General features: G+C 41.3%; 23 protein-coding genes and 1 riboswitch. Of the genes, 3 read left to right on the forward strand and 20 right to left on the reverse strand.

The window, feature by feature from the left end; translation table 11 throughout:
• Nucleotides 1-128: 128 nt before the first annotated feature.
• Both rlmD and KQI91_RS10310 read right to left on the reverse strand, forming a co-directional pair.
• Nucleotides 129-1,490, reverse strand: a complete 1,362-nt coding sequence (gene rlmD, locus KQI91_RS10305) for a 23S rRNA (uracil(1939)-C(5))-methyltransferase RlmD (RefSeq protein ID WP_216392695.1) — start codon at nucleotides 1,488-1,490, stop codon at nucleotides 129-131.
• On the reverse strand, nucleotides 1,491-2,408 hold the full coding sequence (locus KQI91_RS10310; RefSeq protein WP_253288528.1) for a radical SAM protein: 918 nt from the start codon (nucleotides 2,406-2,408) through the stop codon (nucleotides 1,491-1,493).
• A 268-nt stretch (nucleotides 2,409-2,676) separates the two neighbouring features.
• Here KQI91_RS10310 and ilvB point away from each other — a divergent pair, with 268 nt between their 5' ends.
• Both ilvB and ilvN read left to right on the forward strand, forming a co-directional pair.
• Nucleotides 2,677-4,395, forward strand: a complete 1,719-nt coding sequence (gene ilvB, locus KQI91_RS10315; RefSeq protein ID WP_216392696.1) for a biosynthetic-type acetolactate synthase large subunit — start codon at nucleotides 2,677-2,679, stop codon at nucleotides 4,393-4,395.
• 12 nt (nucleotides 4,396-4,407) lie between these two features.
• Nucleotides 4,408-4,917: an acetolactate synthase small subunit gene (gene ilvN, locus KQI91_RS10320; RefSeq protein ID WP_216392697.1), complete on the forward strand. Its 510-nt coding sequence runs from the start codon at nucleotides 4,408-4,410 to the stop codon at nucleotides 4,915-4,917.
• A gap of 21 nt (nucleotides 4,918-4,938) precedes the next feature.
• On the opposite strand, the gene KQI91_RS10325 is transcribed toward ilvN, so the two are convergent.
• Nucleotides 4,939-5,928 (reverse strand): guanosine polyphosphate pyrophosphohydrolase, encoded by a 990-nt coding sequence (locus KQI91_RS10325; protein ID WP_216392698.1) that lies wholly within the window; start codon nucleotides 5,926-5,928, stop codon nucleotides 4,939-4,941.
• Nucleotides 5,929-6,105: 177 nt separating this feature from the next.
• Here KQI91_RS10325 and KQI91_RS10330 point away from each other — a divergent pair, with 177 nt between their 5' ends.
• On the forward strand, nucleotides 6,106-6,777 hold the full coding sequence (locus tag KQI91_RS10330) for a restriction endonuclease (RefSeq protein WP_216392699.1): 672 nt from the start codon (nucleotides 6,106-6,108) through the stop codon (nucleotides 6,775-6,777).
• On the opposite strand, the gene KQI91_RS10335 is transcribed toward KQI91_RS10330, so the two are convergent.
• The 17 genes from KQI91_RS10335 to KQI91_RS10410 all read right to left on the reverse strand — a co-directional run bounded on the left by KQI91_RS10335 (nucleotide 6,771) and on the right by KQI91_RS10410 (nucleotide 26,888).
• The gene (locus KQI91_RS10335; protein ID WP_216392700.1) at nucleotides 6,771-7,844 is read right to left on the reverse strand and encodes an NAD(P)H-dependent flavin oxidoreductase; all 1,074 of its coding nucleotides are present in this window, start codon (nucleotides 7,842-7,844) and stop codon (nucleotides 6,771-6,773) included. The two genes, KQI91_RS10330 and KQI91_RS10335, sit on opposite strands and share 7 nt — an antisense overlap.
• Nucleotides 7,845-8,000: 156 nt before the next feature.
• A complete protein-coding gene (locus tag KQI91_RS10340) occupies nucleotides 8,001-9,365 on the reverse strand; it encodes an MATE family efflux transporter (RefSeq protein WP_216392701.1) in 1,365 nt (454 codons plus the stop codon).
• Entirely contained in the window at nucleotides 9,346-9,945 is a 600-nt protein-coding gene (locus tag KQI91_RS10345; protein ID WP_216392702.1) for an NUDIX hydrolase, read from the reverse strand. The genes KQI91_RS10340 and KQI91_RS10345 overlap by 20 nt, the downstream gene beginning before the upstream one ends.
• Before the next feature lie 121 nt (nucleotides 9,946-10,066).
• Entirely contained in the window at nucleotides 10,067-11,038 is a 972-nt protein-coding gene (locus KQI91_RS10350; RefSeq protein ID WP_216392703.1) for an ABC transporter substrate-binding protein, read from the reverse strand.
• Between the two features lie 41 nt (nucleotides 11,039-11,079).
• Nucleotides 11,080-11,868, reverse strand: a complete 789-nt coding sequence (locus tag KQI91_RS10355; RefSeq protein ID WP_216392704.1) for an ABC transporter ATP-binding protein — start codon at nucleotides 11,866-11,868, stop codon at nucleotides 11,080-11,082.
• Nucleotides 11,869-11,880: 12 nt separating this feature from the next.
• Nucleotides 11,881-12,663, reverse strand: coding sequence for an ABC transporter permease (locus KQI91_RS10360; RefSeq protein ID WP_216392705.1), 783 nt, complete (start codon nucleotides 12,661-12,663; stop codon nucleotides 11,881-11,883).
• Nucleotides 12,664-12,844: 181 nt separating this feature from the next.
• A complete protein-coding gene (locus tag KQI91_RS16130) occupies nucleotides 12,845-13,396 on the reverse strand; it encodes a response regulator (RefSeq protein ID WP_330654539.1) in 552 nt (183 codons plus the stop codon).
• A complete protein-coding gene (locus KQI91_RS10365) occupies nucleotides 13,374-14,771 on the reverse strand; it encodes an ATP-binding response regulator (RefSeq protein WP_253288533.1) in 1,398 nt (465 codons plus the stop codon). The genes KQI91_RS16130 and KQI91_RS10365 overlap by 23 nt, the downstream gene beginning before the upstream one ends.
• 214 nt (nucleotides 14,772-14,985) lie before the next feature.
• A complete protein-coding gene (locus KQI91_RS10370) occupies nucleotides 14,986-15,888 on the reverse strand; it encodes a restriction endonuclease subunit S (RefSeq protein WP_216392706.1) in 903 nt (300 codons plus the stop codon).
• Nucleotides 15,889-15,945: 57 nt separating this feature from the next.
• Nucleotides 15,946-17,028: a PDDEXK nuclease domain-containing protein gene (locus KQI91_RS10375; RefSeq protein WP_216392707.1), complete on the reverse strand. Its 1,083-nt coding sequence runs from the start codon at nucleotides 17,026-17,028 to the stop codon at nucleotides 15,946-15,948.
• Nucleotides 17,029-17,153: 125 nt separating this feature from the next.
• The gene (locus tag KQI91_RS10380) at nucleotides 17,154-19,520 is read right to left on the reverse strand and encodes a response regulator (protein ID WP_216392708.1); all 2,367 of its coding nucleotides are present in this window, start codon (nucleotides 19,518-19,520) and stop codon (nucleotides 17,154-17,156) included.
• A gap of 66 nt (nucleotides 19,521-19,586) precedes the next feature.
• Nucleotides 19,587-22,661: an ATP-binding protein gene (locus KQI91_RS10385; protein ID WP_216392709.1), complete on the reverse strand. Its 3,075-nt coding sequence runs from the start codon at nucleotides 22,659-22,661 to the stop codon at nucleotides 19,587-19,589.
• A gap of 100 nt (nucleotides 22,662-22,761) precedes the next feature.
• Nucleotides 22,762-22,837: riboswitch (cyclic di-GMP riboswitch) on the reverse strand.
• Between the two features lie 128 nt (nucleotides 22,838-22,965).
• Nucleotides 22,966-23,427: a response regulator gene (locus tag KQI91_RS10390; RefSeq protein ID WP_216392710.1), complete on the reverse strand. Its 462-nt coding sequence runs from the start codon at nucleotides 23,425-23,427 to the stop codon at nucleotides 22,966-22,968.
• A gap of 895 nt (nucleotides 23,428-24,322) precedes the next feature.
• The gene (locus KQI91_RS10395; protein WP_216392711.1) at nucleotides 24,323-24,847 is read right to left on the reverse strand and encodes a flavodoxin domain-containing protein; all 525 of its coding nucleotides are present in this window, start codon (nucleotides 24,845-24,847) and stop codon (nucleotides 24,323-24,325) included.
• Between the two features lie 19 nt (nucleotides 24,848-24,866).
• Nucleotides 24,867-25,133 carry a hypothetical protein gene (locus KQI91_RS10400; protein WP_330654540.1) on the reverse strand — a complete coding sequence of 89 codons (267 nt, stop codon included), beginning with the start codon at nucleotides 25,131-25,133 and terminating at the stop codon, nucleotides 24,867-24,869.
• Nucleotides 25,112-25,510: a DUF1016 N-terminal domain-containing protein gene (locus tag KQI91_RS10405; protein WP_330654541.1), complete on the reverse strand. Its 399-nt coding sequence runs from the start codon at nucleotides 25,508-25,510 to the stop codon at nucleotides 25,112-25,114. The genes KQI91_RS10400 and KQI91_RS10405 overlap by 22 nt, the downstream gene beginning before the upstream one ends.
• Nucleotides 25,511-25,916: 406 nt before the next feature.
• On the reverse strand, nucleotides 25,917-26,888 hold the full coding sequence (locus KQI91_RS10410) for a virulence RhuM family protein (protein WP_216392728.1): 972 nt from the start codon (nucleotides 26,886-26,888) through the stop codon (nucleotides 25,917-25,919).
• Nucleotides 26,889-26,916 lie beyond the last annotated feature (28 nt).

Consider the following 26,916-nt stretch of genomic DNA (forward strand, 5'->3'; position numbering starts at 1 on the left):
CATCCACTTTTTCTTTAATCAGACCGAAAAGTAGATATGTTTCCATACAAGAAAACCGAGCTTTCCGCAAGGCTTCTCTGATGATACTAACCTCGCAAAAAGCCCGGAAATACGCCACTTTTCAGCCATTATTTATCTTTTCTTGACAGCAAGCAAACCGTCTCGCAATGTTCAGTCGCCGGGAACATATCGACCGGAACGGCCGTGACTGCTTTGTATCCGTGTTTAGTCAGGTATTTGAGATCACGTGCAAGTGTCGTCGGATCACATGAAACATAAACTATCCGTTTTGGCTTCAGCGTTACCACTGATGACAGGAATTTCTCGTCACTTCCGCTTCGCGGCGGGTCCATGAAAACAACGTCTGCGCTTTCTCCCTCATCTGCCATCTGGCGCATAAAAACACCTGCATCATTTTGATAAAAACGTACATTCTTAATTCCATTACGTTTTGCATTTACAATTGCATCTTTTACTGCATCCGGATTCAGTTCCACACTGATAACTTCCTTTGCTTTATCGCTGGCGATCAGACCAATCGTTCCGATTCCACAATATGCATCAATCACACGTTCTTTTCCTGTCAGGCCGGCAAGCTCGATTGCTTTTGTGTAGAGTTTCTCTGTCTGCACTGTATTTACCTGATAGAAAGATTTGGAAGAAATACGGAATGTATGACCACAAAGCTCATCTTCAATATACCCTTTACCATACAGAACTGTTTCCTTCTCACCAAGGATCATGCTCGTCTTCTGATTATTTACATTCAGAATGATCGTTGTGATCTCCGGATGAAGCTTCCGAAGTGCTTTTACAAAATTATTTTTGGATGGCAGAATCGGTGAACCAAGTACAAGAACTACCATTACCTGTCCGCTGTGATGTCCTGTACGTATCAGTACATGACGGAACAGTCCGTATCCGGTATCTTCATTATACGTCTTAATTTTAAAGGACTTTAAAAGGCCTCTGATATCACGGATGATCGCATCTGCACGTTTGTCCTCAATCAGACATTCATCCACCGGCACAATAAAATGTGTACCCTGCTGATAGGTACCGGAAATAACTGTACCATCTTTACGATGTCCAAATACTGCATGTACTTTGTTTCTGTAATGAAACGGATCTTCCATTCCTATGATCTTCGTCGTGCTGCAGTATGGCTTCAGAAGTTTGCTTACCTGATTCTGCTTTTGTTTCAATTGTTTCTCATACGGCATATCCAGAAGCTGACATCCACCACATTTTCCATGTACCGGACAGAGTGATTTCTCCGATTTCCCGGAAAACACTTTTTTCTGTTCTGGTTTTTCAATCTTTTTTGTAAATTTCTTTGCATCTGGTTTTTCAGATACTTTCTTCTCTACCTGTTTTTTCCCCGGAGCCTGATATTTTTTCTTAACTTTTGTTTTATCTTTTACATATTTTTTCTCGCTCTTAAGCTTCGGTTTCTGAACAAATTTCTTTCCTGTTTTTTTCTCTGCCATTTATACTCCCTCTCCATCAAATTCCGGTATAAAACTCTCTTTCGCCGTCTCACCCTCCTGAATAAAACCATTATCCAGACCAAGTGAGATCGCATAATCGATCAACCGCTCATACTCTCTGTCCGTCACCCTCCGTGACAACAGTGGATCATCTTTCATCGCCGGCATCGGCGTATATTGATTCATCATACTGATATAGATTCTGTCTCCATAAGTCTCATAGAGATATTTTAACACATTCTTTGAATCTTTTACATGTCCCGGCAACAGCAAATGGCGGACAATCACACCTTTTTTCATCATACCACGACTGTCAAATTCCACATCCCCAACCTGCTGCACCATTTCACGCAAAGCTGCCTGCGCCACCTGCGGATAGTCTGCCGCATGCGAATATTTCCTTGCCAGTTCTCCATCCATATATTTAAAATCCGGAAGATAAATATCTACCAGTCCATCCAGCATTTTCAGGGCTTCTGCTCTTTCATAACCACTGCTGTTATATACGATTGGAATATGCAGTCCCTGCTCTTTTGCCATTTCCAGAGCAGCAGCAACCTGTGGCAGAAACTGTCCGGCCGTCACCAGATTAATGTTATTTGCCTTTTGCTCCTGAAGGTTAAAAAAGAGCTCTACCAGGTGCTCCAGTGAAATTTTCTTCCCACTCTGGCCTCGGGATATTCTTCTGTTCTGACAGAATCCACACCCCAGTGAACACCCCGAAAAAAATACCGCTCCTGATCCCTCTTTTCCTGAAATACAGGGTTCCTCCCACATATGAAGAGCAGCTCTTGCAACCATGATCTCCGCATCCACACCACAAAAACCCTTCTGGCCTTCCAGGCGGTTCACTCCACAGTTTCGCGGACAAAGACTGCACATTTTCATCAAACGTCGCATCTTATCTGTTTTATTCATCTATTCTGTCTCCAAAATCACCTATGTATCTGCATTCTTATTATTTTATCAGAATTTCCATTAAAAGTCGACTGCCAGTTAACATTCCTCATGTCCACCGTCAATATTTTCAAAGCAGCGACAAATGCATTCCCTCGCTTCAATCCGTTGACAAATATAGCTTCTTATTTTATAATTATTTACATATTTGTACCGCGGATTTCCGTCCTGAGTATTCCAGATGCTTAGGACTTTTTTATGCTACAGATGCGAGAAGGAGGTAATCTATTTGAGACAGATTTCAGGAAATAAATTACTGGTAAAAGCTTTAAAAGAAGAAGGGGTTACTACTTTATTTGGCTACCCTGGTGCATGCACCATCGATATCAGTGATGAATTATACAGACAGAGCGGGATCGATATCATCCTGCCAAGACATGAACAGGCTCTGGTTCATGAAGCAGATGCTTATGCAAGAACTACAGGAAAAGTCGGTGTCTGTCTGGTAACCAGCGGTCCTGGTGCCACCAACCTTGTCACCGGACTTGCCACAGCCAACTATGACAGTGTTCCTCTTGTATGCTTCACCGGACAGGTTGCAAGACATCTGATCGGAAATGATGCATTTCAGGAAGTTGACATTGTCGGAATCACACGCAGTATTACCAAATATGGTGTAACTGTCCGCAACCGTGAAGACCTTGGCCGTATCATCAAGGAAGCTTTTTATATTGCAAGAACCGGTCGTCCGGGACCTGTACTGATCGATCTTCCAAAAGATGTCATGGCAGAACTTGGCAGTGCTGAATATCCAAAAAATGTCAATATCCGTGGCTATAAGCCAAACACCAACGTACATATGGGGCAGCTGAAAAAAGCTCTGAAAATGCTCCAGAAAGCTAAAAAGCCACTGTTTCTGGCAGGAGGCGGTGTCAATATTGCAAATGCAAATGAAATTTTTACTTCTGTAGTCGAAAAAACACAGGTTCCTGTTGTCACTACCGTTATGGGACGTGGTGCGATTTCCACCAGACATCCATTGTTTATCGGAAACCTCGGTATGCACGGTGCATACGCAGCAAACATGGCAGTTACCAACTGCGATCTGCTTTTCTCTATCGGTACCCGTTTCAATGACCGTATCACGGGCAAGCTTCACGAATTTGCACCGAATGCGCAGATCGTCCACATTGATATCGATACTGCTTCTATTTCCAGAAATATTCATGTCGACGTCCCGATCGTTGCCGACGCCAAAGAAGCTATCACCAAAATGGCAGAATATGTAACCGAGTGCAATACCAAAAAATGGCGGACAGAAATTGACACATGGAAAAATGAACACCCGCTTTCCATGAAGAACCGTCCTCTGATGGGTCCTCTCGATATCTTTAATGAAATCAATAAACAGTTTGACAAAGCAATCATTGTTACCGATGTCGGGCAGCATCAGATGCTGACTTCCCAGTTTGTAGACATTACTGAAAGCCGCAAACTCATCATGTCCGGCGGACTCGGAACCATGGGATATGGTCTTCCCGGTGCAATTGGAGCACAGATTGGTAATCCGGATACTCCTGTCATTTCAATCTCCGGTGACGGTGGTATGCAGATGAATATCCAGGAACTCGCAACCGCAGTTCTGGAAGAGCTTCCGATCATCAACTGTATCTTTAATAACACTTATCTTGGCATGGTGCGCCAGTGGCAGAAGCTTTTCTATGGAAAGCGCTACTCCATGACCAATTTAAGAGTCGGAGCCCTCTCCCGCCGTACGAACGGAGAAGAATATCCAAAATATACTCCGGATTTCATTAAACTTGCTGAAAGTTATGGTGCCAAAGGTATTCGCGTAACCAAGCGTGAAGAAATTGCCGCAGCTTTTGAGGAAGCAAGAAAGAGCACCAAAGTCCCTACTGTGATCGAATTTATCATCGATCCTGAAGAAATGGTTTATCCAATGGTCAAACCAGGTGGAACACTGGCTGATCTGATCATGGATTGTTAGGAGGAATCAGAAATGGATAAAGGAGTGAAAACTAGATGGATCTCTCTTTATGTTGAAAACCAGGTTGGTGTTCTGTCCAAAATCTCCGGACTTTTTTCTGGAAAATCCTATAATCTGGACAGTCTTACAGTAGGTACCACAGAAGATCCAACCGTTTCCAGAATGACGATTGCAACTGTCAGTGATGACGAGACATTCGAACAGATCAAAAAACAGCTCAACCGCATGGTAGAAGTCATCAAAGTCATTGATTTTACTGATGTGTTTGTTCGTATGAAAGAAATTCTTTATGTAAAGGTAAGAAAATGTTCTGCTGCTGATAAAGTGGAATTGTTTCAGATTGCCGAAACATTCAAAGCCAGAGTCATCGATTATGGCAAAGACAGCCTGCTTCTGGAATTTGTCCAGACAGCAACCAAAAACGATGCAGTTGTCAAACTGATCAAAGAAGAATTCAAGAATATAGAAGTGGTTCGAGGCGGCAGCGTGGGCATCGAATCCATCAGTATGATGGAGCGCTGATGCCCTCCACTCAGTCTCAAATCAGTCGATCAGATCATTCTGAAATCTTGACAAATGTTCATAAGGAAGAATCAGACGGCCGCGGTACAATCCGCAGCCGTCATTGATCAGACTGTTATCTACTGCAGAAAACATATTCACATCCAGTTTGGACAGCTCCAGTCCAAGAAGTTTCATCCCTCTCTCATAAGCTTCATCAAAATAAATACATTCCCCTTCTGGAATCGCATCTCTTCTTGCTCTTTCGTTTTCCTGCTTTTTCTCATATCCTAAATGATTCGCCGGTCCAATCTCTGCTATATCATCCATTGTCTTTGTTCTAAGCTGCACTTCCATATAGGAACGGGAACTGTTGTCATAAAATGTAATATGCAACGACTGGTATTCATCCGGCTCTGTCCCATAGATATAGTCTCTGTAATAAGGGCGAACCTCCTCATTCAAAAGCGGAGAACCACTTTCTTTGACACCATGTGCAGATTCTGCTGTAAATCCTCGTTCCTCAAGAAATCCCGGGAGTACATTTGCAATCTGGTACAGATACTTTAATTCTTCCTGTTCGCGGTCTGCCTCGCTTTTCAGATGACATCTCGGCATAGAGATTACGATCCGATACGCAATAAAATCGCGGAAACAGCTTAATCGATTTTTTAATTCAGCCAGCGGTGGATACTTCCCATGCTCTATATAATAATTATAGATATATTCCACCACATATCCGTTAAATTTCTCTTCGGCACGTATCAGTGATTTGATTCTTCCCTTAAATGTAAATGCAAGGAACGGGTATTCTTTGGACATATATTTGTAAAATTCCCGAATCTGCTGAGACTGTGCTGTAAGGAAATCATTATGTTCCAGCAGCTCTCTGATGAGAATCAGAAAATTACAGTGGATCATATCCACCTCATTATGTGTCTTTTTGGCTTCTTTTCTAAGATCATGAATATAATTATGTAAAATCCGAAGAATGGTATCCCCCGAATAAAGGTAATCATTTAATGTAATCATATCGCCGTCACTCCTTTCCCCTAATTTTACCAGAAACTTACATATTATCAAGCATTATGTACAAATATCCTCCTGCTATCCACAACATCCGGATCGTATTTTCAGTTGACATTTTCTATATGGCAAAGCTAAAATAAGGAATAGCAATTGATAATACCAGAAAGGATTACATAGATTATGGATGGGCTGCAGTTTGAACATCGCTGTGCAGAATTATTGCGATATCGGGGATTTCACAAAGTGACCGTGACCAAAGGCAGCGGCGACCAGGGCATAGATATCCTGGCAAAGAAAAATGGACAGAAATACGGAATTCAGTGTAAATATTATTCCCATCCTGTAGGCAATAAGGCCATTCAGGAAGCATATGCCGGTGCTGATTTTTATGACTGTGATGCTGCTATAGTCATGACCAACAATACATTCACCCGTCAGGCCAGAGAACTGGCAGAAAAACTGGATGTTGAACTTTGGGAACGCTGCTCTCCCAACGGAAGTTCTTCTTTTGTCTCGAAGCTCATGCGGATCTTTAATATTTTTTTTCTGATCTGTGGTATCGGTCTCTGTATTTCTGCAGAACTTTTGCATTTTCCGGAGGGAACGATTCTCAATTATATGAGTCTGCTGTTGCTTATTCTTGCTGCTCTGTCCGGTCTGATCGGGTGGAATCATTTTTTACCCTGCATCATTTCCGGGATGCTGTATTTTGTTTTTTTCCTATCTGCGTTGTTTCCAAGAATTCTGCTCTCGGATTCTGACTGGTACGGTATCCTGATGCTTTTTCCTTCTTTTGTTACAGTCGGACATGCTTTATACGCAAGATTCCGAAACCAGGAACCCGTTCAATAACAAAGTTCCTGCATCAGATCATGTACCGTTGTCATCTCATGGATGCGGTCGACATTTGCTCCGCAGAATACCAGGCCGTTACGTACATCTCCTCTGACTGCATCGATCAGTGCCTTTGTAATACAATATGGTACTGATCGCGGATCACACTTCTCCAGACAATTATAACATTTTTTTATCGGCTTTCTGACCGTCTCAAGCCCTCTGATAAACTCATTCCGAAGGGCTCTGCCAGGCATTCCGACAGGGCTCTGTATGATCTGGATGTCTTTTGGCTCTGCCTGAATATATGCCTGTTTATATGCATCTGCCGCATCACACTCTTTTGTTGCTACAAATCTGCTGGCAATCTGTACACCATCTGCTCCCAGTGCCATCATATGATCAATATCTGTCCTGTCAAAGATTCCTCCGGCAACAATCACCGGAATTTTTATTCCAAATTTCTCTTCATACAATGCTTTGCATGAAATGATCTCTTTGATTTCTTTATCATAGTCCAGTGTTTCTATATTCTTCAGCTGTTCTCTGGAAAATCCCAGATGTCCTCCCGCCTTCGGCCCTTCAATCACAATAAAATCCGCTGTACGGTCATAACGATGTGCCCACATTTTCAAAATGAGCTGTGCTGCTCTTCTGGAAGAAACGATCGGTGCAATCTTTGTCCGGCTCTCGCCCACCAGTTTTGGCAGATCCATCGGAAGCCCCGCTCCACTGATAATAACATCTGCACCTGCACTGACAGCCTCCTGCACATGCTCTTTATAATGCTTGAGTGCAACCATAATATTCACCCCAACTAATCCTTTTCCCCCTGCGATCTCTTTAGCACGTCGAATATGCTTTCTTATTGCAATACGGTTACAGCCTGCCTGATCCCGCTCAAAGCCTTCTTCATCATAACCAATCTGTGCTGTAGAAATAATTCCAATTCCTCCCTCAGCTGCAACAGCCCCGGCAAGACTGCTCCGACTGACACCGACTCCCATTCCACCCTGAATGATCGGTTTTTCCGCTGTCATTTCTCCAATTTTAAGTGGTTTTAACGGTTCTTTATATGTATACATTCGTCAATCCTCCCAGTATTTTCGATGTTTATTTTGATTATCAAACCATTTGTCAGTATAAACCGTTTTGTTGTTCATGTCAATGTGTTCTTGATTCTTTTCCTTTACTATGTAGTTTTCGATACTATATCGATGTTATAAAAAAGGAAAGACCTTTCAGTCTTTCCCATTCGTTCCAAAAACTTTTTTCATATGTACATTCATGATATAAAAATACATAACAAGCAGCAAACCACCTGCCAGTACCCACGCTGCCGGCCCCGCAAGACAGACACCCGGATAACTCCGCATCTTTCCTGCGATCACCGCAACCACACCACGTCCAATCAGTTCTGCCACACCCGCCATCATTGGAAGAAGTCCATATCCAAGACCCTGAATTCCATTTCGATAGATATTGACTACTGCAAGCGGGATAAAGAAAATACCTATACATTTCAGGTAAATATCCACGGAACTCATGATCACTTCGACATCCTCTGACACAAACAGATATGTCATAAATTTTCCGGCAGTCATAATAAATGTCGCCGCAGCAACGGAATATACCACACCAATGATCGTACATGCTTTAAATCCCTCGCGGATTCGCTTTACTGAGCCAGCTCCCATATTCTGAGCACCATACGTCGCCATAGTGGTTCCCATCGCAACATAAGCCTGCGTAACCACCTGCTCAATCCTTCCTGCCGCAGTATATGCCGCTACCAGTGTTGAACCAAGAATGTTCAGTGAAGACTGCACCATCATTGTTCCTATTGCCGTAATTGAATACTGCAATGCCATTGGCACACCAATTCTTAGCTGATTTTTGTAAATTGTACTTCCCACGTGAAGATCTTCGCGCTTCAGATGAAGCACCGGCACTCTGGCAATAATATAGAACAGACAGAGGACCCCGGCTGTTCCCTGTGCGATCACTGTCGCTACTGCTGCTCCTTTGGCTCCCATATGAAATCCTATGATAAACACCAGATCCAATACAATATTCAAAAGTGCACTGATGATCAGGAAATACAGAGGAAGTTTACTGTTTCCAAGCGCCCTCAGAATACTGGACAACAGATTGTAGAGCATTTGCGCCAGTATTCCTCCACTGACGATCATAATATATGCATATGCATCTGCAAAAATATCAGATGGTGTATTCATAAGAATCAGGAGTGGCTTCATAAATGCCATAAACAACACAGTAAGCAATGCTCCTACAAGAAAAGAAAGGATTCCTGCACCGGCAACTGTTTTTCGCATCCCTGCCATATCACCAGCACCAAATTTCTGTGCTGTAAGAACTGTAAATCCAGCCGTCATACCAACGACAAACCCATAGATCAGAAACATGATCGTTCCAGTACTGCCAACAGCCGCCAGTGCTTTATTTCCAACAAATTTGCCAACGATCACAGCATCTGCCATATTATAAAACTGCTGAAAAACATTTCCAAGAAAAATCGGAAGCGTAAATCCCAGGATGATCTTCATCGGATTTCCGACAGTCATATCATTTTGCGCTGATTTCATATTTGTTCACTCCTGTATTTTTTGTCTTCTTTATAAGTTTTGCATACACACGTTCTACAAACCACGGTTCCGTAGATTTCTGCAATGCTTCTTCCGGTGTAAACCAGGCTACTCCACTGTTTTCATCTGCTTTTATTGAAACAGCCTCTTCTGGATCAGCTTCAAGTAAATAAGTAATATTAAGATGCAAATGACTGGATACATATTTTCCCTTTTTCACATGTCCATCCACAGTAAGAGATTCCATGGAAAAAATCTCCGCTGATACGGGATGCACATTATGAATACCTGCCTCCTCTCTGACCTCACGGACAGCAACTGACAATAAATCTGTTTCCCCGTCTGCATGACCTCCCAGCCACGACCAGGAATTATATATATTGTGATACACCATGAGCACTTTACTTCTGTTTTTATTTACCACCCATGCAGACGCTGTCATATGTGCCACTCCATTGTCTCTGGAAAAAGCATTTTCATTCTTCATGATCCATTCCAAGATCAAAGATTTATCCTGTTCTTCCTGCTCATTGAATGGTCTGTATTGTTTTATACTGTCTATCAGTTCCTGACGAGTCATTATAAGTTCTCCTAATCTTAATTTTATTTATCAGTATAACAGGATTTGCCAACAATAAAAAGAGCCCTGCAAAGTTTTCTCACTCCACAGTGCCCTTCAAGTTACTGTTATTTGGTTTCCGTTATTTCACCAGTTCAAAAAAGTCTGTCAGATCATCGGTTTCGCATTCACCCTTTTCCATCCAGAAATCTGCCATTTTCTGGCTGATGGCATAAATAGAATCTTCGTTGCTTTCATCATTCAGTTTTTCATTGTCATCTTTTCCAAAGAATTTCAGTCCTTCTACATCGCTGGCAACATCTTCCGCAGTTACTTCCTCAAATCCGCTTGCCATCTCTTCGTAAGCCTGATCCGGGTTTTCATTAAGGAAATCTACGGCCTTATACCATGCATCCTCCACGGCTTCTACCACATCCGGATTCTCTTTTGCATAATCTGAATTGACAACCAGGGAATCCAGGATCGTATCCGGATAGTCTGCACTGGTAACAAGTGCATGGGCTCCATCTACACTCTCCAGTGCCTCAGAAAGTTCCGGCTCCCACATGATCGCCGCATCTACGGAACCACTCATAAAGGCCAGACCTGCTTCTGTCGTATCTCCCATGTCGATCACATTGATGTCATCTTCTGTCAGACTGCTTTCATTTTCCAGGGCAGTCAGGAAAAAGTAATAAGAAGAAGCAGATTTATCAAGAGCAACCTTTTTCCCTGCAAGATCATCCAGTGACTTGATATCTTCGGTTGCTACCAGGCCGTCTGCCCCTTCTGAAGCATCCATTGTAAGAACAAAATCACTTGCAGCTCCATTTGCATACATCTTGATATTTGGATCCTGTGCAGTTGCCAGAAACTGTACACTTCCCTTTGTGATCAGCGCCGCATACGTAGATTCATCTTCAATCACCTGAATGTCCACATTTAATCCGGCATCCTTGAAATACCCCTCCTGCTGTGCGATAAACATAGGAGAATATCCTGTCCAGGTACAAAAAGCCATTGTTACATCTTTTGTGTCGTCAGCCATAACTGTGAGTGGGCTCGCTGCCATCAATGCCAGTGGCAGAGCCATCATTACTTTCCATTTTTTCATAATCTTTTCCTCCTCGCAGATCTTTTTGTTTGTTGTGTATCTTATTTATCCAGAGCTGCATCCTGGCTTTCCTGCCAGAGCATATCCATGATTTTTTTCTTGGTTTCCAGGAACTCCGGTAAGACCAGAGAATTATGATCTCTCTCACCCGGAATATCTACTGTGATCGCGTCCCGCACCGTTCCAGGTCTTCGGCTCATAACATAGATCCGTTCTCCCAGAAGCACTGCCTCATCAATATCATGCGTGATAAACAGAATCGTTGTCCCGGTTCTGCGGCTGATATCTGCAAGCAGTTCCTGCATAACTACTCTGGTCTGGGCATCCAGTGCCCCAAAAGGCTCATCCATCAGAAGGACCTCCGGCTCATTTGCCAGTGTTCTGGCAATTGCTACTCGCTGTTTCATTCCACCGGAAAGCTGTCTTGGCAGTGCATCCTCAAATCCTTCCAAGCCCACCAATCTGATATATTTCCTTGCGTGTTCTGCACGTTCAGCGGCAGGAACTTTTTTCATTTTCAGTCCAAATTCTACATTCTTCTGTACACTCAGCCAGGGAAAAAGGCTATATCCCTGGAATACCATTCCCCTGTCTGCCCCGGGTCTATTGACCGCTTTTCCATCCAGAAGCACTTCGCCGGAAGACGCTGTATCCAGTCCGCCGATAATATTGATCAGTGATGTTTTTCCACAGCCGGATGGTCCTACGATCATCACAAATTCGGATTCTTTTACTTCCAGATTTACATCTTTAAGCGCTACAACTTCTCTTCCATTGTCCTCATATATCTTAGAAAGATCGCGCACCTGTAATTTGATTTTTCCGTCCATGACTGTCTCCTTTTACTTTTTGTCTCCTAATCTTTCCTGCCACGGAGCTACGATCCTGGTCAGGATCCGAAAGATCCAGTCTGTGATCAGTCCAATCAGACCGATCAGGATCAGGCCTGCAAAAATAGTATCTGTTGCCAGATATCTCTGGGATTTCAGAATCATGTATCCAAGTCCATTGCTTGCGGCTACCATTTCAGCAACCACAAGATAGGTCCATGCCCATCCGATCGTCAGCCTGAAATCATCCATCAGACCCGGAAGTGCTGCCGGGAAAATAACTTCTTTGTATATCTGCCATTTACTGGATCCCAGAGTTTTTGCCGCATTTATCATATTCTGATCCACACCGGATACCGTATCACATACCATCAGCACCAACTGAAAAAAGGTTCCCAGAAAAATAATCGTATATTTCTGTGTCTCATCAATTCCCAGATAAAGCAGTGTCAGCGGAACCAGTGCTACAACCGGCAAATATCTGGCAAATTCGATGATTGGCTGGATAAATGCACAGAACTTTCTCGAATTGGCCATCAGCATTCCTACCGGAAGTGCCACGATCACTGACCAGATCCATCCTACAAGAACTCTGGCTGTAGATTCCCAGCAGTTTGCCCACAGAGAACCGTCTTTCGCCATATCCACAATCTTTCGCGCTACTTCTGTCGGGCTTGGCAGAAACAGATCACTGACCAGACCGCCATAAGTTGCTACACACCAGAACCCAATGATCAATGCAAAACAGATTCCTGATAAAAGCTTTCCATTATCTTTTGCTATGTTTTTCTTCATGTTCTTATCCTTTTCTTCTTCACTTTACCATGCTAGCATGGTGCACAGTGATATATTAACCTATATTTATCAAAAACGCAAGCTATTTTTTTATTCTGCTTCATATTCAAAGGGAGTCCCGCTCCATAACCAGCTGACCAGTTATTTTGCGAGACTCCCTCTCTGTAAAAAAATCATTTTATTATTTTAGTATTGATGCCAGTGTTTCTATAAGCTTTGGAATTTCGATGGGCTTTGACAGATGACCATCCATCCCTGCCTCGAAGGATTTTCGCTTATCTTCCTCAAAAGCATTCGCTGTCATTGCAATGATAGGGATATTTGCCACGAATGGATTATCCAGCGTGCGGATTTCCCTTGTTGCTGTATATCCATCGAGTTTTGGCATCTGCACGTCCATAAGGACCAGATCGTACTGATTTTCTGCTGCACCTCTCAGTTTTTCGACCGCAACATCGCCATCGTTGGCGGTGTCTACAGTCAGCCCGACTTCCTGAAGGATTTCTACTGCAATCTCACGGTTCAGCGCATTGTCTTCAACCAGAAGGACTTTTTTACCGGTAAAATCAGCGCTGACCGGCTCCTGTTTTTCTTCTACTATTTTCTTACGTGTAGTAGTAAGCGCCTCACGAAGCTCAGACATAAATAATGGCTTGGAGCAGAAAGAAGTTGCCCCTGCTTCTCTGGCTTCTGCTTCAATTGGTTCCCAATCATAAGCAGGCTTCTTTTCCACTGGTTGTCCAGTCAGGGCGCATGCCAATCTCTGTCAACATCCTGCTCACAGAGAAACAGGTATCAGAATCATCATCTGCAACCAGAACACGAACGCCCTGCAATTCCGGAATCTTTTCATAAACAACCTTTGTTTTGCTCTTTTTGAACTGCAAGGTAACTGTAAATTCGCTGCCTTTTCCTTCTTCGCTGGTTACTGTGATGGTGCCGCCCATCAATTCCACCAGATTTTTGGTGATGGACATACCCAGACCGGTTCCCTGAATGCCACTGATAGTTGCAGTCTGCATTCTTTCAAATGGCTGAAAAACCACTTTCAAAAATTCCTTGCTCATACCAATTCCAGTGTCTCTTACCCGGAATACAAATTCGGCGTAATCTTCTCTTCTGCAAGGTTTCTGTTCTACCCTCAGGCTGACCGTTCCTCCCGCATTCGTATACTTAATGGCATTGCTCATCAGATTGAGAAGAATCTGATTGAGTCTCAACTTATCACAAAATACATTTTCATCTTTCACATCCAGAGTGTCAATGAACAGCTCCAGATTTTTATTGGCTACATCGCTCTGGATGATAGTTCTGAGATCATGAAGCACATCCGGAAGATATACTTCATATTCTTCAATTCTCACCTTGCCGGATTCAATTCGGCTCATATCCAGAATGTCATTGATCAGCGACAGCAAATGATTGCTGGAAGTTGCTATTTTGTTCAGATACTCTGAGGTTTTCCCCGGATCATCTACAGACTTAGCACACAGTGCTGTAAAACCGATAATTGCATTCATAGGAGTACGGATGTCATGCGACATATTATTAAGGAACGTGGTCTTTGCACGGTTTGCATGTTCTGCTGCTGCCAATGCCTGGTACATATTACTCTTCGCAAGAATGGTTATCCTTGCCACGTAAAATGAAATTCCAGAACAAATCAGCAACATAAACGGAAAACGCAAGCGCATATCCTCACCATAATCATATTGCAACAGCCTGTAAAGCGAACTGTGGAACACGATAAATGTAAAAAGTATAATATAAATGCTGAAGAAAAGTCCTTTTTTCAAATCAATCATCAACATAAAAACTATTGGAATAATCGTAAGCCACAGCATGGCAAATCCATTGTTTTCCCCTTTAATGATATATATCGGAAACAGAATCAGAAACAAAATCAAAAATACCATTTCCAGAAATTCCGTACTCTTCTTTTTCCATCCGATCAGCAAACAGATGGAAAGCAGCACAGCTGCAATAAAAGTGCTGAGCACCATCTCATAAGAATGTCCAATCGCATTCAAAGCCGTCATCAACAGCATGCCTATCACAGCAATGCCAGTTATGTAGCAAAGACGTTTCCTGTGCTGCTCTCGTTTCATATCCCTTCACAAGTTTATCCGCTTCAAAAAGCGGCAGTAAGATTTTCTTTCCCATATATTGACTCATTTCCTTCCGTAAAACATTTGATATGTTTTATAATATCAAAAATCAGGACAGATAGAAAGTAAAAAAATAGAGACACTCGATTTCACAAGTATCTCTACATTCTTATATTATACATCACCTGTTCACTATTGATTTATTCAGTTGTTCTTATACAAACATCTGCTGCAACAAACCTTTTTTCAGTTCTTCCCATGCAGCTAATGTTGCTTTCTGCTTCTCGATTACTTCATCCAATGATGAAAGACAATCCGCGATTTTCTGCTGTTCTGCAAGGCAAGGAACTGAAATTTTCATTTTAGTAATCATTTCCATTCTTACAGAATCAACAGATGTTTTTGCAAACATTGATTTGACTCTACGATAAAAATTTGTGGAAAAGAAATAATAAAAATACTTACCTATTACGCCACGAAAATCATACATTCTATAGCATCTTTGATGTAAATTATATTTTCCTTTCACATAATGAAAAACTTTACCGGTTCCAACGCCATCTCCAACAGTAATTACAGCTTCTTCATCAAATAAATAACTATCACTATGCTCAATAATCGGAGACCGTACATAAAATCTATATGCTCCTGTATCGACTTTATCTTGTGTATTACCCTTTCCTGTTGACACAGAACATACGTCTTCAACATTCTTTTCTTCCCACTCAGGAAAATCACTTCCATCGTCTTTATGTGCCTTGTCCATTGTGACCTGATGTGTTACCTGATAGATATTTCTATCTGTATCACCTGAAAAGAAATCAATATACACTGATTCTCCATTATCCAGCTGTAACACATATTTATCACGAAGAATCTTTGCTGATTCATACACAGAATGATTATCTACATGAATCATAATACGGTTGAACTCAGCATCTGAAAATGATGCATCATGTCCTTTTTCTGCCAGCTTCTTTGCATTGAACTTTGCAAGCTGTTCACGGGAATTGGCAAGCACATCATCATAGTTATCTAATTTTATGAATTTGTATCCGATACCTTCTAAACGGTCTATGAAAATATCTTCAACTTCGTATTCAGAAGTATGTGCCATACTTTAATCTGCTCCTTCCCTAGTTTTCTACATCAAAGTATTCCCAGTAAACACTTTCTACTCTAATGTATTATCATCCATTTTCGTATTTTCTTGCGCTTCCAAAATAGGGTGCTGCATATAAAATATCTCTTTCTGCCTCTCTATTTCTGCTTTTAGCTGTTCTTTTGACGGCAGATATGTGAGATATTTTGACATAAAAAGCCTGTCATTATCATGTAGCACAGAATATCTGGCAATATCCTCATCTGTTTCAGCACAAAGCAGGATTCCAAGTGTAGGATTATCGCCTTCTTTGCATTTCAACTCATCATACATACGAACATACATATCAATCTGTCCTACATCCTGATGTGTGATCTTGCCCATCTTCAAGTCAATCAACACGTAACATTTCAATTCAATATTGTAAAAAACAAGATCAATAAAATAATCTTCTGTTTCTGTTACTATATGCTGCTGCCTTGCCACAAAAGCAAAGCCTTTTCCCATTTCCATCAAAAAATCTCTGATATGAGTCAAAATTGCAGATTCCAAATCATTCTCAAGATACGTATCTTCATTTCTGAATCCCAGAAATTCAGCAACAATAGGACTTTTTAACAGTTCAAATCTGTTCTTTTGATTTTCCTTGTTTTTCTGCAGCATTTCATTTATTACCGCTTCTTTTTGGGGTGACTGCATTAATCTGTAATAATATTGGGTGCTGATATTTCTATCTAATGTTCTTGAACTCCAGCCTTCCTGTGCGGCTTCTTTCATATACCACATTCTTGCGGTTTCATCTGTAACACGTAGCAAACTCCTGAAATGTGTCCAATTCAGATTGTGAACGCACGCGTTCACAATCTGCTCATCTGGAAATGCAAGATAAAATTTCCTGAAATATTGAAGATTTCTTTTCGAAAAACTTTTCCCATATTCCTTTGTAAGCTCTTCTGCCAGCACTTCGATCAATGCTTTTCCATACTCTGCTCTTTCTTTTCCATTTTGTTCCTGTTCCACAATGCGTTTACCGATATGCCAGTATGTGAGCACCATTGCCCTGTTCGCTGCATCATAAGCAAGTTTTCTTCCAGAAGAAATGATATCTTTTATATCGGTAATTACTGACTGATATGTGTTAATTTCATTTTCCATGTTACAGCACCTCAGCTTTCAAACATATAACAAAACATTTTACAATGATTATGATCCAAACCAAAATTTATACTCTTAAAATATAAAATTTTTCCCCACCAGCAGAGATTATCTGCTGGCAGTTTTTATTTGCAATCTCCAAAAATCTGACCAAGAGTCTTCGTTACCGCATTCATATCAAAAGGCTTCACGATATGGCCGTTCATGCCACATTCAAAAGCTTTTCGTCTGTCTTCCTCAAAGGCATTCGCGGTCATCGCAACGATCGGGATATTCGCTTTCCTGTTGTTGGACAGTGTACGGATTTCTCTTGTTGCCGTATAGCCATCCATTCGCGGCATCTGGATGTCCATCAGCACCAGATCGTATTTGTCCTCCGGAGCTTCATTGATGATATTCACCGCTTCGATACCATCCTCGGCACAGTCGATCAGCATCCCCGCTTCTCCCAGGATCGTTGATGCGATTTCGCGATTCAGTTCATTGTCCTCTACAAGAAGGACTCTTTTTCCAGTGTAGTCATATGAATTTTCTGTACTTACCGTTTCCTGCTCATTTGTCTGGATTGGTTTGGTCAGCACAGATTTTAACTCAGACATAAAAATGGGCTTTGCAACAAAAGCAGTTGCACCGGCTTCTCTTGCTTCTTTCTCAAAATCAGTCCAGTCGTATGCTGTCAGCACAATGATCGGCACATCATCTCTGATCACCCTGCGGATTCTGCGGATCGTCTCAATCCCGTTCATGTCAGGCATGAGATAATCTATGATATAAACCTTATATTCCTCATTCAGCTCGGCTGCATCCTGGGCACGAAGAACCGCTTCCCTTCCAGTTACGGTCCAGTCAGGCTGCATGTCAATATTCCGAAGCATCTTGCAGACGCTGCGGCAGGTATCAATATCATCATCAACCACCAGTGCTCGCGCACCCTGCAGTTCCGGGATCGGCTGATATTGAATCGGCTGATCTGCAAGACGGACAGTAAGTGTAACAGTAAACTTAGAGCCCTTTCCTTCCTCACTCTCCACTTCGATCGTGCCGCCCATCATTTCAACGATATTCTTCGTGATAGCCATACCAAGACCGGTTCCCTGAATCCCGCTTACCGTGGCAGACTGTTCTCTGGAAAATGTGTCAAATACATGTTCCATAAACTCCGGCGACATTCCAATACCTGTATCTTTGATGGAAAATTCATAAGTCGTATATCCGTTTGTCTGGCAGGGCTTTTCTACAAGGTGGATGATAATATCGCCGCCAACAGGCGTGAACTTGATGGCATTGCCTACGATATTGATCAGAATCTGGTTCAGGCGCAGTTTGTCTGTGATGACATCTTCATGCTGCACATCCTGCGTGTCAATGTAAAGGTTTAACTGCTTGGCATTGATCAGTCCCTGGATCATCGTCCGCAGATCATGAAGAAGATCCGGCATATGCACAGGTTTCTCATCCAGCTTTACACTGCCGCTTTCGATACGGCTCATATCCAGGATATCATTGATCAGACTCAAAAGATGCGTGCTAGATGTATTGATCTTTGCAAGATAATCCTGCACCCGCTGTGCATTATCAATATGTGTCTGTGCAAGTGCAGTAAAACCGATGATCGCATTCATAGGAGTACGGATATCATGTGACATACTGTTCAGGAACATCGTCTTGGCCTTGTTCGCCTGCTGTGCTGCTGCGAGTGCAAGAGAAAGCTGATCCTGCTGCTCTCTCAGTTCCTCATCCTTTTTCATTTCTGCTTCCAGTGCAGCTTTTACCTTCTTTTCTTCTTCTTTCAGTTCTTCATTTTTCTGTTCCAGTTTTTCCTGTGTAAAGATCAGATGCTGTCTGATCTCTATCTCTCCTACAAAAAACGCCATCAATGCAGAGAAAGTCTGAGCATACGTCTGGAGTGACAGCCCAAAGTTCATGTATTCATATGCAGTCGCTCCCGCCATCAGAACAAAGTAAGTCCATCCCAGAACCTTGAGATTTCTGTTGAATTTACTATGATATCTGATCAGCATCCAGAGCACGACAAATAAAGCTGCGATCGGCGCAATATGAGTCATCCTGTAATACTGTCCTCTGCTGTACCCATTGCCACTGTCGATGGAATAAAACCATCCAAAATATAAATTCAAAGTCAGCGCACCCATTGCTATCGCTTCAAGGATCCAATACGCTTTCAGCACGATCCCCGGTTTCTCATCTTCGCTTCTGACCAGTTCCCATATAAATACGGAAAAAACCAGAGACACAAGATCATTCGAAACAAATGTAATATAATTACTGCCTCTCGTTATAATTCCCCAAAAAAGCCCCGGGACGCCATCAAACGCCCATGAGATCGCATCACTCACAAGTCTGGTGATACATACGATCATGAGGATCTTTGTAACCTTTTTCTCTTTCAGTTCACTCCTGAATAAATACATTATGACGCAAAATATCAGAGTGACCCATATTTCGCTTGCTGCAAGCTGTACACTTTGCATTTTTCCTCCCTCTTAAAAAAGAGCTACTTGTCTCTTTCCGTCAGCGCAGCTGATACTATGCTATAGTTATTGTTTTTTGGCACAAAATCTTTCTATGGTTTCAATCAGTTTTCTGGTATCCAGTGGCTTTGCCATATGTTCATCCATTCCGGCGGCTTTTGCTTTCTTTCTGTCATCGTCAAAGGCGTTGGCGGTCATGGCAATGATCGGTATTGTTTTGGCATCTGCTTTTCCACTGTTTCTGATAGTGCGCGTTGCCTCATATCCGTCCATTGATGGCATCATGATGTCCATCAGGATCACATCAAAATAATGTTCTGGTTTTTCCAGGAAAAGAGAGACTGCCTGTTGTCCGTCAACAGCCTCTGTAACTTTTATTTTCTCATCTTTAAGAATAAACGCTGCAATTTCCCTGTTCAGCTCATTATCTTCTGCCAGTAATACCCGAATGTCCTTTCTCTGCTCCACAGGTAACTGCTTCTGCATTTTTTCTTCTGTTACAATACTCTCTGCGATTTTGAACGGAAGCTGTACCTTTACAGTCGTTCCAATATTTTCCTGACTTTCTATCTGAACCGTGCCATTCATACGATCCACCAGATTCTTGACAATTGCCATTCCAAGACCTGTTCCCATATAGGTACTTCTTGGTCCGTGATCTGCCTGGACGAATGGTTTGAATATGTCTTTCAGAAATTCCTGGCTCATTCCGATACCTGTATCCCGGATCGTAACTTCCAGGGATACTTCGCTTTCAGAAATAACCTTTTCTTCCAGATAACAGTATATCTGTCCATTTTCTTTGTTATATTTCGTTGCATTTGTTAATAAATTCAGCAATATCTGTTTGACATACAGTGGACTTCCTGTTAAATGTGTATATCTGAGTTTTTCAACATCACTCTCATAATGGATCGTTATGCCCCGCTCATCTGCATGCATCCGGGCAATTGTTTCCACCTCATGGAGCAGAACCGGCACGCAAAAGTTCTCCTGATACAGCGGAATATCCATACTTTCCAGTTTGTTCAGTTCCAGAGTGTCATTGATCAGTGACAGCAGATGATCCGCTGCGATTCTCGCTTTCAGACGGCTGGAATCTACCAGTTTTTTATCGTCGGGATGCTTCTTACAAATGTCAAGAAGACCAATGATTCCATTCAGAGGAGTCCTCATATCGTGAGACATTCTGGAGAGAAAATCAGACTTATTCTGATTAGCCTTTTTTTCGATTTCAAGGGCGATCGTTTTTTTCATCAGCTCATCATTATCCAGGATAAGATTCCAGTGCTCGATCGTTCCATCTGCCTGACGGATCTTGTTACCACGATCTTCGATATACTTCCACGATCCGTCCTTGCATTTCATTCGATACGTGGTCGCATAATGATCCGATCTGCTGTACTGTTCCAGTGCATCTGCCAGCCCCACATCAAAATCATCCGGATGCGCCAGTCCCAGGATAGAGCCGTCAGAAGCTTCTATCAGTTCCTCCGGTGTCGCATATCCCAGCATGTTTGCAAACTGTTCCGACACATACTTGAAGGAATATGTACTGTCATCATTGCTGATCTTTACGCCTCCCGGCAGTGATGCTGTGATCAGATCCATCTGCTCCTTAAGTGCCTGGTTTGCTGTCTGAAGGGCATCTATATAAAAACGCTCTTTCTGAACAATTTCGTCTACACTTCGAAAACCAAGGAATGCATAGTGGTGTTCTCCATCATACTGCTTTACAATATGTGCCTGAAAACAGGATAACCCGGCTGCATTCGGAACAGTTTCAAAAGAAAAATGGTAATCATCCTTTGAGCGAAAACGTTCTTTTATCGTACTGCTTCCAAGTTCATGCTTCATAGGCTCCTGAAATTCCGGCAGTGCATAAGTTTCCGCATATCTGGCAACATAATCTGCAAATTTCGTAATATTCTTTTCTACTTTTGCATGATTTGTCTGCTGGCTGAATATGATCTCATAATCGTCAGTATCCAGATCCAGCACCAGAGCAATCGTATAATCCACGCTTAAACCAGACAGGATCTGATTGTGCCTCCTCTGCTCCTGCTTATATTGGATCTCTGCCTGCTTTTCTTTGTCGATCTGACGGACCACATACAGTACATTCAAAACTTTTCCTGACTGGTCACGTTTTTTTACAATAAAACGGGCAAGATTCCAGGAACCATTTACATCCAGATATTCTGCTGAAATACTTTCTGTATCCTGCAAACGGTCAGCCAGCGTTTCCACATCAAGAAACTCTTTCATCCTTTGCTGATGTTTCCGTGAAACAACATTCTCACGCGCTTCACCAAACCCTTCTGAAATATTGCCATGTTTTCCGGTAAGTGTATGCATTTCACTTCCGGCGGAAATTTCTTCATAAGTTCCCGAAACCAGATCCATGCGGTAAATAAGGCTGTACAGTTTGCTGATCGAACTGATGATCTCACTGTTAAGCGTTGCATCTGCCAGTGCATCTTTCAGCTGAAGAAGATTTTTCTGCAGAGCTTCCTGCTTCTTATTCAATTCTTCCACCATAAAAAAATTATCTTTCAGGCTGCTGATATGACCTCCGATAGAAGAAAGAAGCCTTACAGAAAGTGCAGCCCTGCTTTGTTCCGGGTTGTCAAAGCCAATATATCCATTTAGTTTATTATTCGCAAAAACAGGAATAACGATCAGAGAATGGATGCCCTGTCCGTCGAATGTGGCGTATTCCTGTGGAATATTTGATCTTTCTGCCTCCCAGTCCGCACATACGATAGCCTCGCCTCTCTTCAGCCTTGGAATCCAGTTCGGCATATCCTTTATGTTCAGTTCCTGCATCTGATCTATTGTTGGAAAAGCACCTTCTGCACACCACTCATGTGTCATCCGCAGAATCTGGTGTTCCTGAGATGCCCAGGTAAAGATATATGCACGGTCAGACATGGAATAACGACCTAACGATGCCAGTAATTCCGGCATGACCTGATCCAGTTCTGTTTCACTGGAGATCTTGTCAAACACTGCAAGTTTATTTAATACATCATCAACAGCTTCCACTGTTGCCCCTATTTCTCTGTGCTGTCTGGCTTTTTCCGTTTCCAAAGGTGCAGTCTGCCTGTCTAAAGTATTGTATTTATCGTTCATTGCCATCGTCAACCTCCATTTCTTCTGCCTGCCGGGTTCTGTAAATTCTTAACAAATCCTTCCAGAGACGAAAAGAGCATTGTCCACTCAGACAATGCATCTTAAACGTAGCAACTGGCTGCCATTTTACAGACCCTATAGCTTTGCGTCTCAGGCTTTCGGCTGATTTGCTAATAATAGTATTTTTCTATTATTATACATTTTCTGCTTCCTCGCGTCTATAGAAAATCTCATTCAGATGAGGCAATTTGATCCACACTGGTTCTTCTTCTGCTTAGCGGATGCTCCACTACATAGTATCATCAGCCTGTTAGCAAAATTTCTCCAGTGTGTTTCTTAGCATCTCAATCTCTACCGGTTTTGTCAGATGTTCATTCATTCCGGCATTGATACTGCTTTGAATGTCTTCGATGTATGCATTCGCAGATAATGCAATGATCGGTATCGTTTTAGCATCTTCTCTTTTCATGTTGCGGATTTCCCTTGCAGCATCCAGTCCATTCATGACCGGCATCATAATATCCATCAAAATAAAATCAAATGTATATGAATCCGTCTCTTCAAATAACTCAACTGCTTCTTTCCCATTCCTTGCCTGAACCACTGAGATTCCCATGTCGATCAACATAAACTCTGCAATTTCACGATTTAATTCATTGTCATCAACGAGCAGTACTTTTTTTCCATTGAGCATAAGGTATTCAGCGGCTTCTTTTTTCTGTTGCTGCTGCTTTTCTTGCTTATCTTTGTCAATCTCTAATGAAATCGTCACAGTAAATTTCGTACCTACATTTTCCTGACTGTGAATTAAAAACTCTATCCTCACACGACTGAAGTCGCGTGCTTCTGAACGCTTTAGACGTCAGACTAAATATCGGCGGATACGCCTGTAACTTAGGAACGCAGTTATGCGCATTTTCCCTGCCGGATACGGCATGTTCCCACATTGCAGGTAGTCCACTGATATCTGCCTGCATTTATGCTGCTTTTAAGATCTCCATTTGCATATGAAGTTCTTTTAAATCTGCATAAACACATGGGGAATATTCTTATTTCTTTGCAAACACGCAGCATTTCGTTTATGGCTTTTATGTGGAAATCATAACCCAGCATAGTGTACATAAGCAAAAAATGAGAACTTAATCCTATGTCAAAACATTTATCAGAGTAGGGTAGTTTATTGGGCAACTCGTGACAAATATATCGGTTCTCCTTTTTCCCACATTCATAGTCCGATAAAAACAGTCGCATGGCCGACATTCTAATATTTTCTAACTCGTCAAGATTTTTTATGTGTGTCTAAACATAGTTATCCATATTCTGTTTCATCTGTTCCATAACAGAAATGCGAACTTCACCAATTCGTTTTTGGATATCACCCTTTTAAAAAGCATAGATAGGGTCGAATGATGTTACTGAATAACCCTGTTTAGTCGCTTGATAGTTAAAACTTGCTGGACCATCGCCAAATCCCGTAATTCTTTTCTTCATATCATCATCTGATAAACAGAACATAAGTCGATATTCATTTAAGTTTCTGCCCCACGGAACTACGCTGTCAAGACAAAATGCCATATCAATTCACCTTCCTAATTTTTTGTGTCCAACCTTACAAATTCTGATTTTCTTAATTCTACAAACTGAAAAAAATCAACTATTTTCTTATATTAAATCCAGTCTGTCAACTGATTAAGACTTTCAAAATCAACAAAGTTAACTTTCTGATTGTGTGTTTCAATCATTGCTTTTATTTCTGCAGTTTTTTTCTCTTCCGGTAATCCTACTGCTTTTTTGTAGAGTAATCCCATCATTGTTTTGTGTTTAAAATTGAGACAAGAATAATCTATTCCACCTCTAAGATGAAAAATACGTGCATTTTCATACAATTCCTTTGATAACTGCCGCTTCATACTGTTTTTAATGTTATCTACATTCTCCGTATCTGCCGGGTCTGCTAATCCAACTGTGGCAATTATTATTTTCTTATTCTGACATTGTGAAATCTTTGCAAGGGTTTTCTTCATTCCTAAAACACCTCCTGCATACAGACTACCAATATATACAACTGTATTATAATGGTCTATATCTGTAACATCTTTATAACTCTTGATTTCAATGTTAGTTCTTTTTGCGAGTTCTTCTGCATATTTTCTGGCGGTTCCATATTGTGAACCATAAATAATAATTTTCATTCTTCCTGATTTCCTGTTTTTATTTTCTATCCAAGGCAATAAGATCTGACTTCTCGTACCGATTATGCCCCTGTAAGCTCTTTTTATATTTCCAGCATATAATTGCTTCTTCCAGACTTTTCCCCTGATTATCTTCAAAAAAAGCCCGGATATACGTGTTATATTCAAATTGCCTGTCTATATTGGTTTTTCCTTTTTTCTTTTCTTCTAAAATCTGGTAGTATGCCTTTATCGCATCGGCATAAGTCTTTCCCGCGTTTTCTTTCAACCATTTTTGAAACGGCACATATAAAATATTCTTGCCTGTTCATCATTTATACGCATCAAGACACGATAATGCGACCAGCTCAATTCAGGACACAGTGTGTCTCGAATTGGAAATGTGCAATAAAACTGCCGCATCTTACGAAGATTTGATTTATCAAAACCTTTTCCAAACTCTGCTGTCAGCTGCTCAGAAAGATATTCTAATAATTTCTTTCCGTATTCTGCACGATCATTTTCTCCACATGCTTTAAAAATCTGTTCTCCAATTTCCCAATAAGTTGTTACCATAGCAGAACTTACCGCTGTGCTTAAACGATGCTGTGCAGACACAATAGAATTACGAATGGAATGATAGGTCTGTTCTGCATTTTGATTTTTTTGTAAATTATAATCCATGCTCTTTACTCCTCATTGTATTGAACTGTCAACTATACTGCCCTCAATTTCCATAATAAAACTTACTGTTCTTCTATTGAATCAATATTTTCAATCCGCATCAGCTTAACTACCTGTTTATCTTTTTTCTCTGTATAACAAATTTTTATCCATACATCATCTGCATCTATAATCTTGCAGGATAATTCAGTTTTTCCTGCAAAACTAAAAATGATAATTTTCAATCAGTCTTGATTTAGTGCCTTCTGCAATTGGCTTTTTACAAGTATGTCTGTAATTATATTTTCACTTTCACCCCACTTTGCTCATAATTTTTTATAAAATTATTCTGTCTCCTTTGGAATGTTTTTCCTCCAACTTGGCAAAAAATATATTCATGACTGTTTTTCTTTTCCCGACGGTACTATTAATATTTTTTATCGGCTTTCTGCTCCAATAATTTTATTGAATTCAGATAATCTTCTTCCACTGCACTAAGGGTTCGAACTTTATATTTTTTATATTCATCCGTAGCTTTGTCAACAGCCTGTTTATGTGAGACACTTCCATTTCCCTGTAAAAGTTGTTCACCACTCATAGTCAGAATACGATCCAGATGTTCTGCCCAATCCTTCATTGTCATAACCTGTTCACGTTCTGCCTGGCGCTCTGCGAAATCAAGGTATCCTGACACTAGTTGTCCCATTGCTCGCAATTCTTTTTCAGATAAATAATTCTTTGCGACTACTGCTTCCTTTAATGTTGGCTGATTACCTTTAAAGGTAGTAAGTCCCATAAATTCTTTTTCTGCATCAGCTCTGGTATAAATTACTTCTGCCGCAGTCTGTCCATGAATTGCATAATGGATTTTGTTTTGCACTTTTTTAAAAAATGCAATAGATATTTCCGCTTTCGGGTCATAATCAATACTGGTTGCATAAATTTCCAGGACCTGACGATAGAATACTTTCTCAGATGCGCGGATGTCACGGATTCTCTCCAATAATTCCCTGAAATATCCACCGCCACCAAGTTTTTTTAAACGCTCGTCATCCATAGCAAAGCCTTTTTTCATATATTCCTTGAGAATATTCATTGCCCAGATTCTGAACTGCGTTCCACGTTTGGATTTTACGCGATAACCAACAGAAATAATAACATCAAGATTATAATAATCTACCTGATATGTTTTCCCGTCAGCCGCAGTTGTTGCAAAATTTGCAACAACTGAATCACGCTGTAATTCACCTTCTGTAAAGATATTTTTTATATGCCGGGAAATAGTTGATTTATCTCGTTGGAACAATTCTGCCATCTGATCAATAGATAACCATACTGTATCACCATCAAAAGTTGTTTCAACTTTTGTCAGACCATCTTCTGTCGTATAAATGATCATGTTATTTCTCAAACAGGTTTCCTCCTTA

Origin of the sequence: Blautia sp. MSJ-19 (assembly GCF_018918125.1) — a bacterium.
In the GTDB taxonomy this organism is placed as follows: Bacteria; Bacillota; Clostridia; order Lachnospirales; family Lachnospiraceae; genus Blautia_A.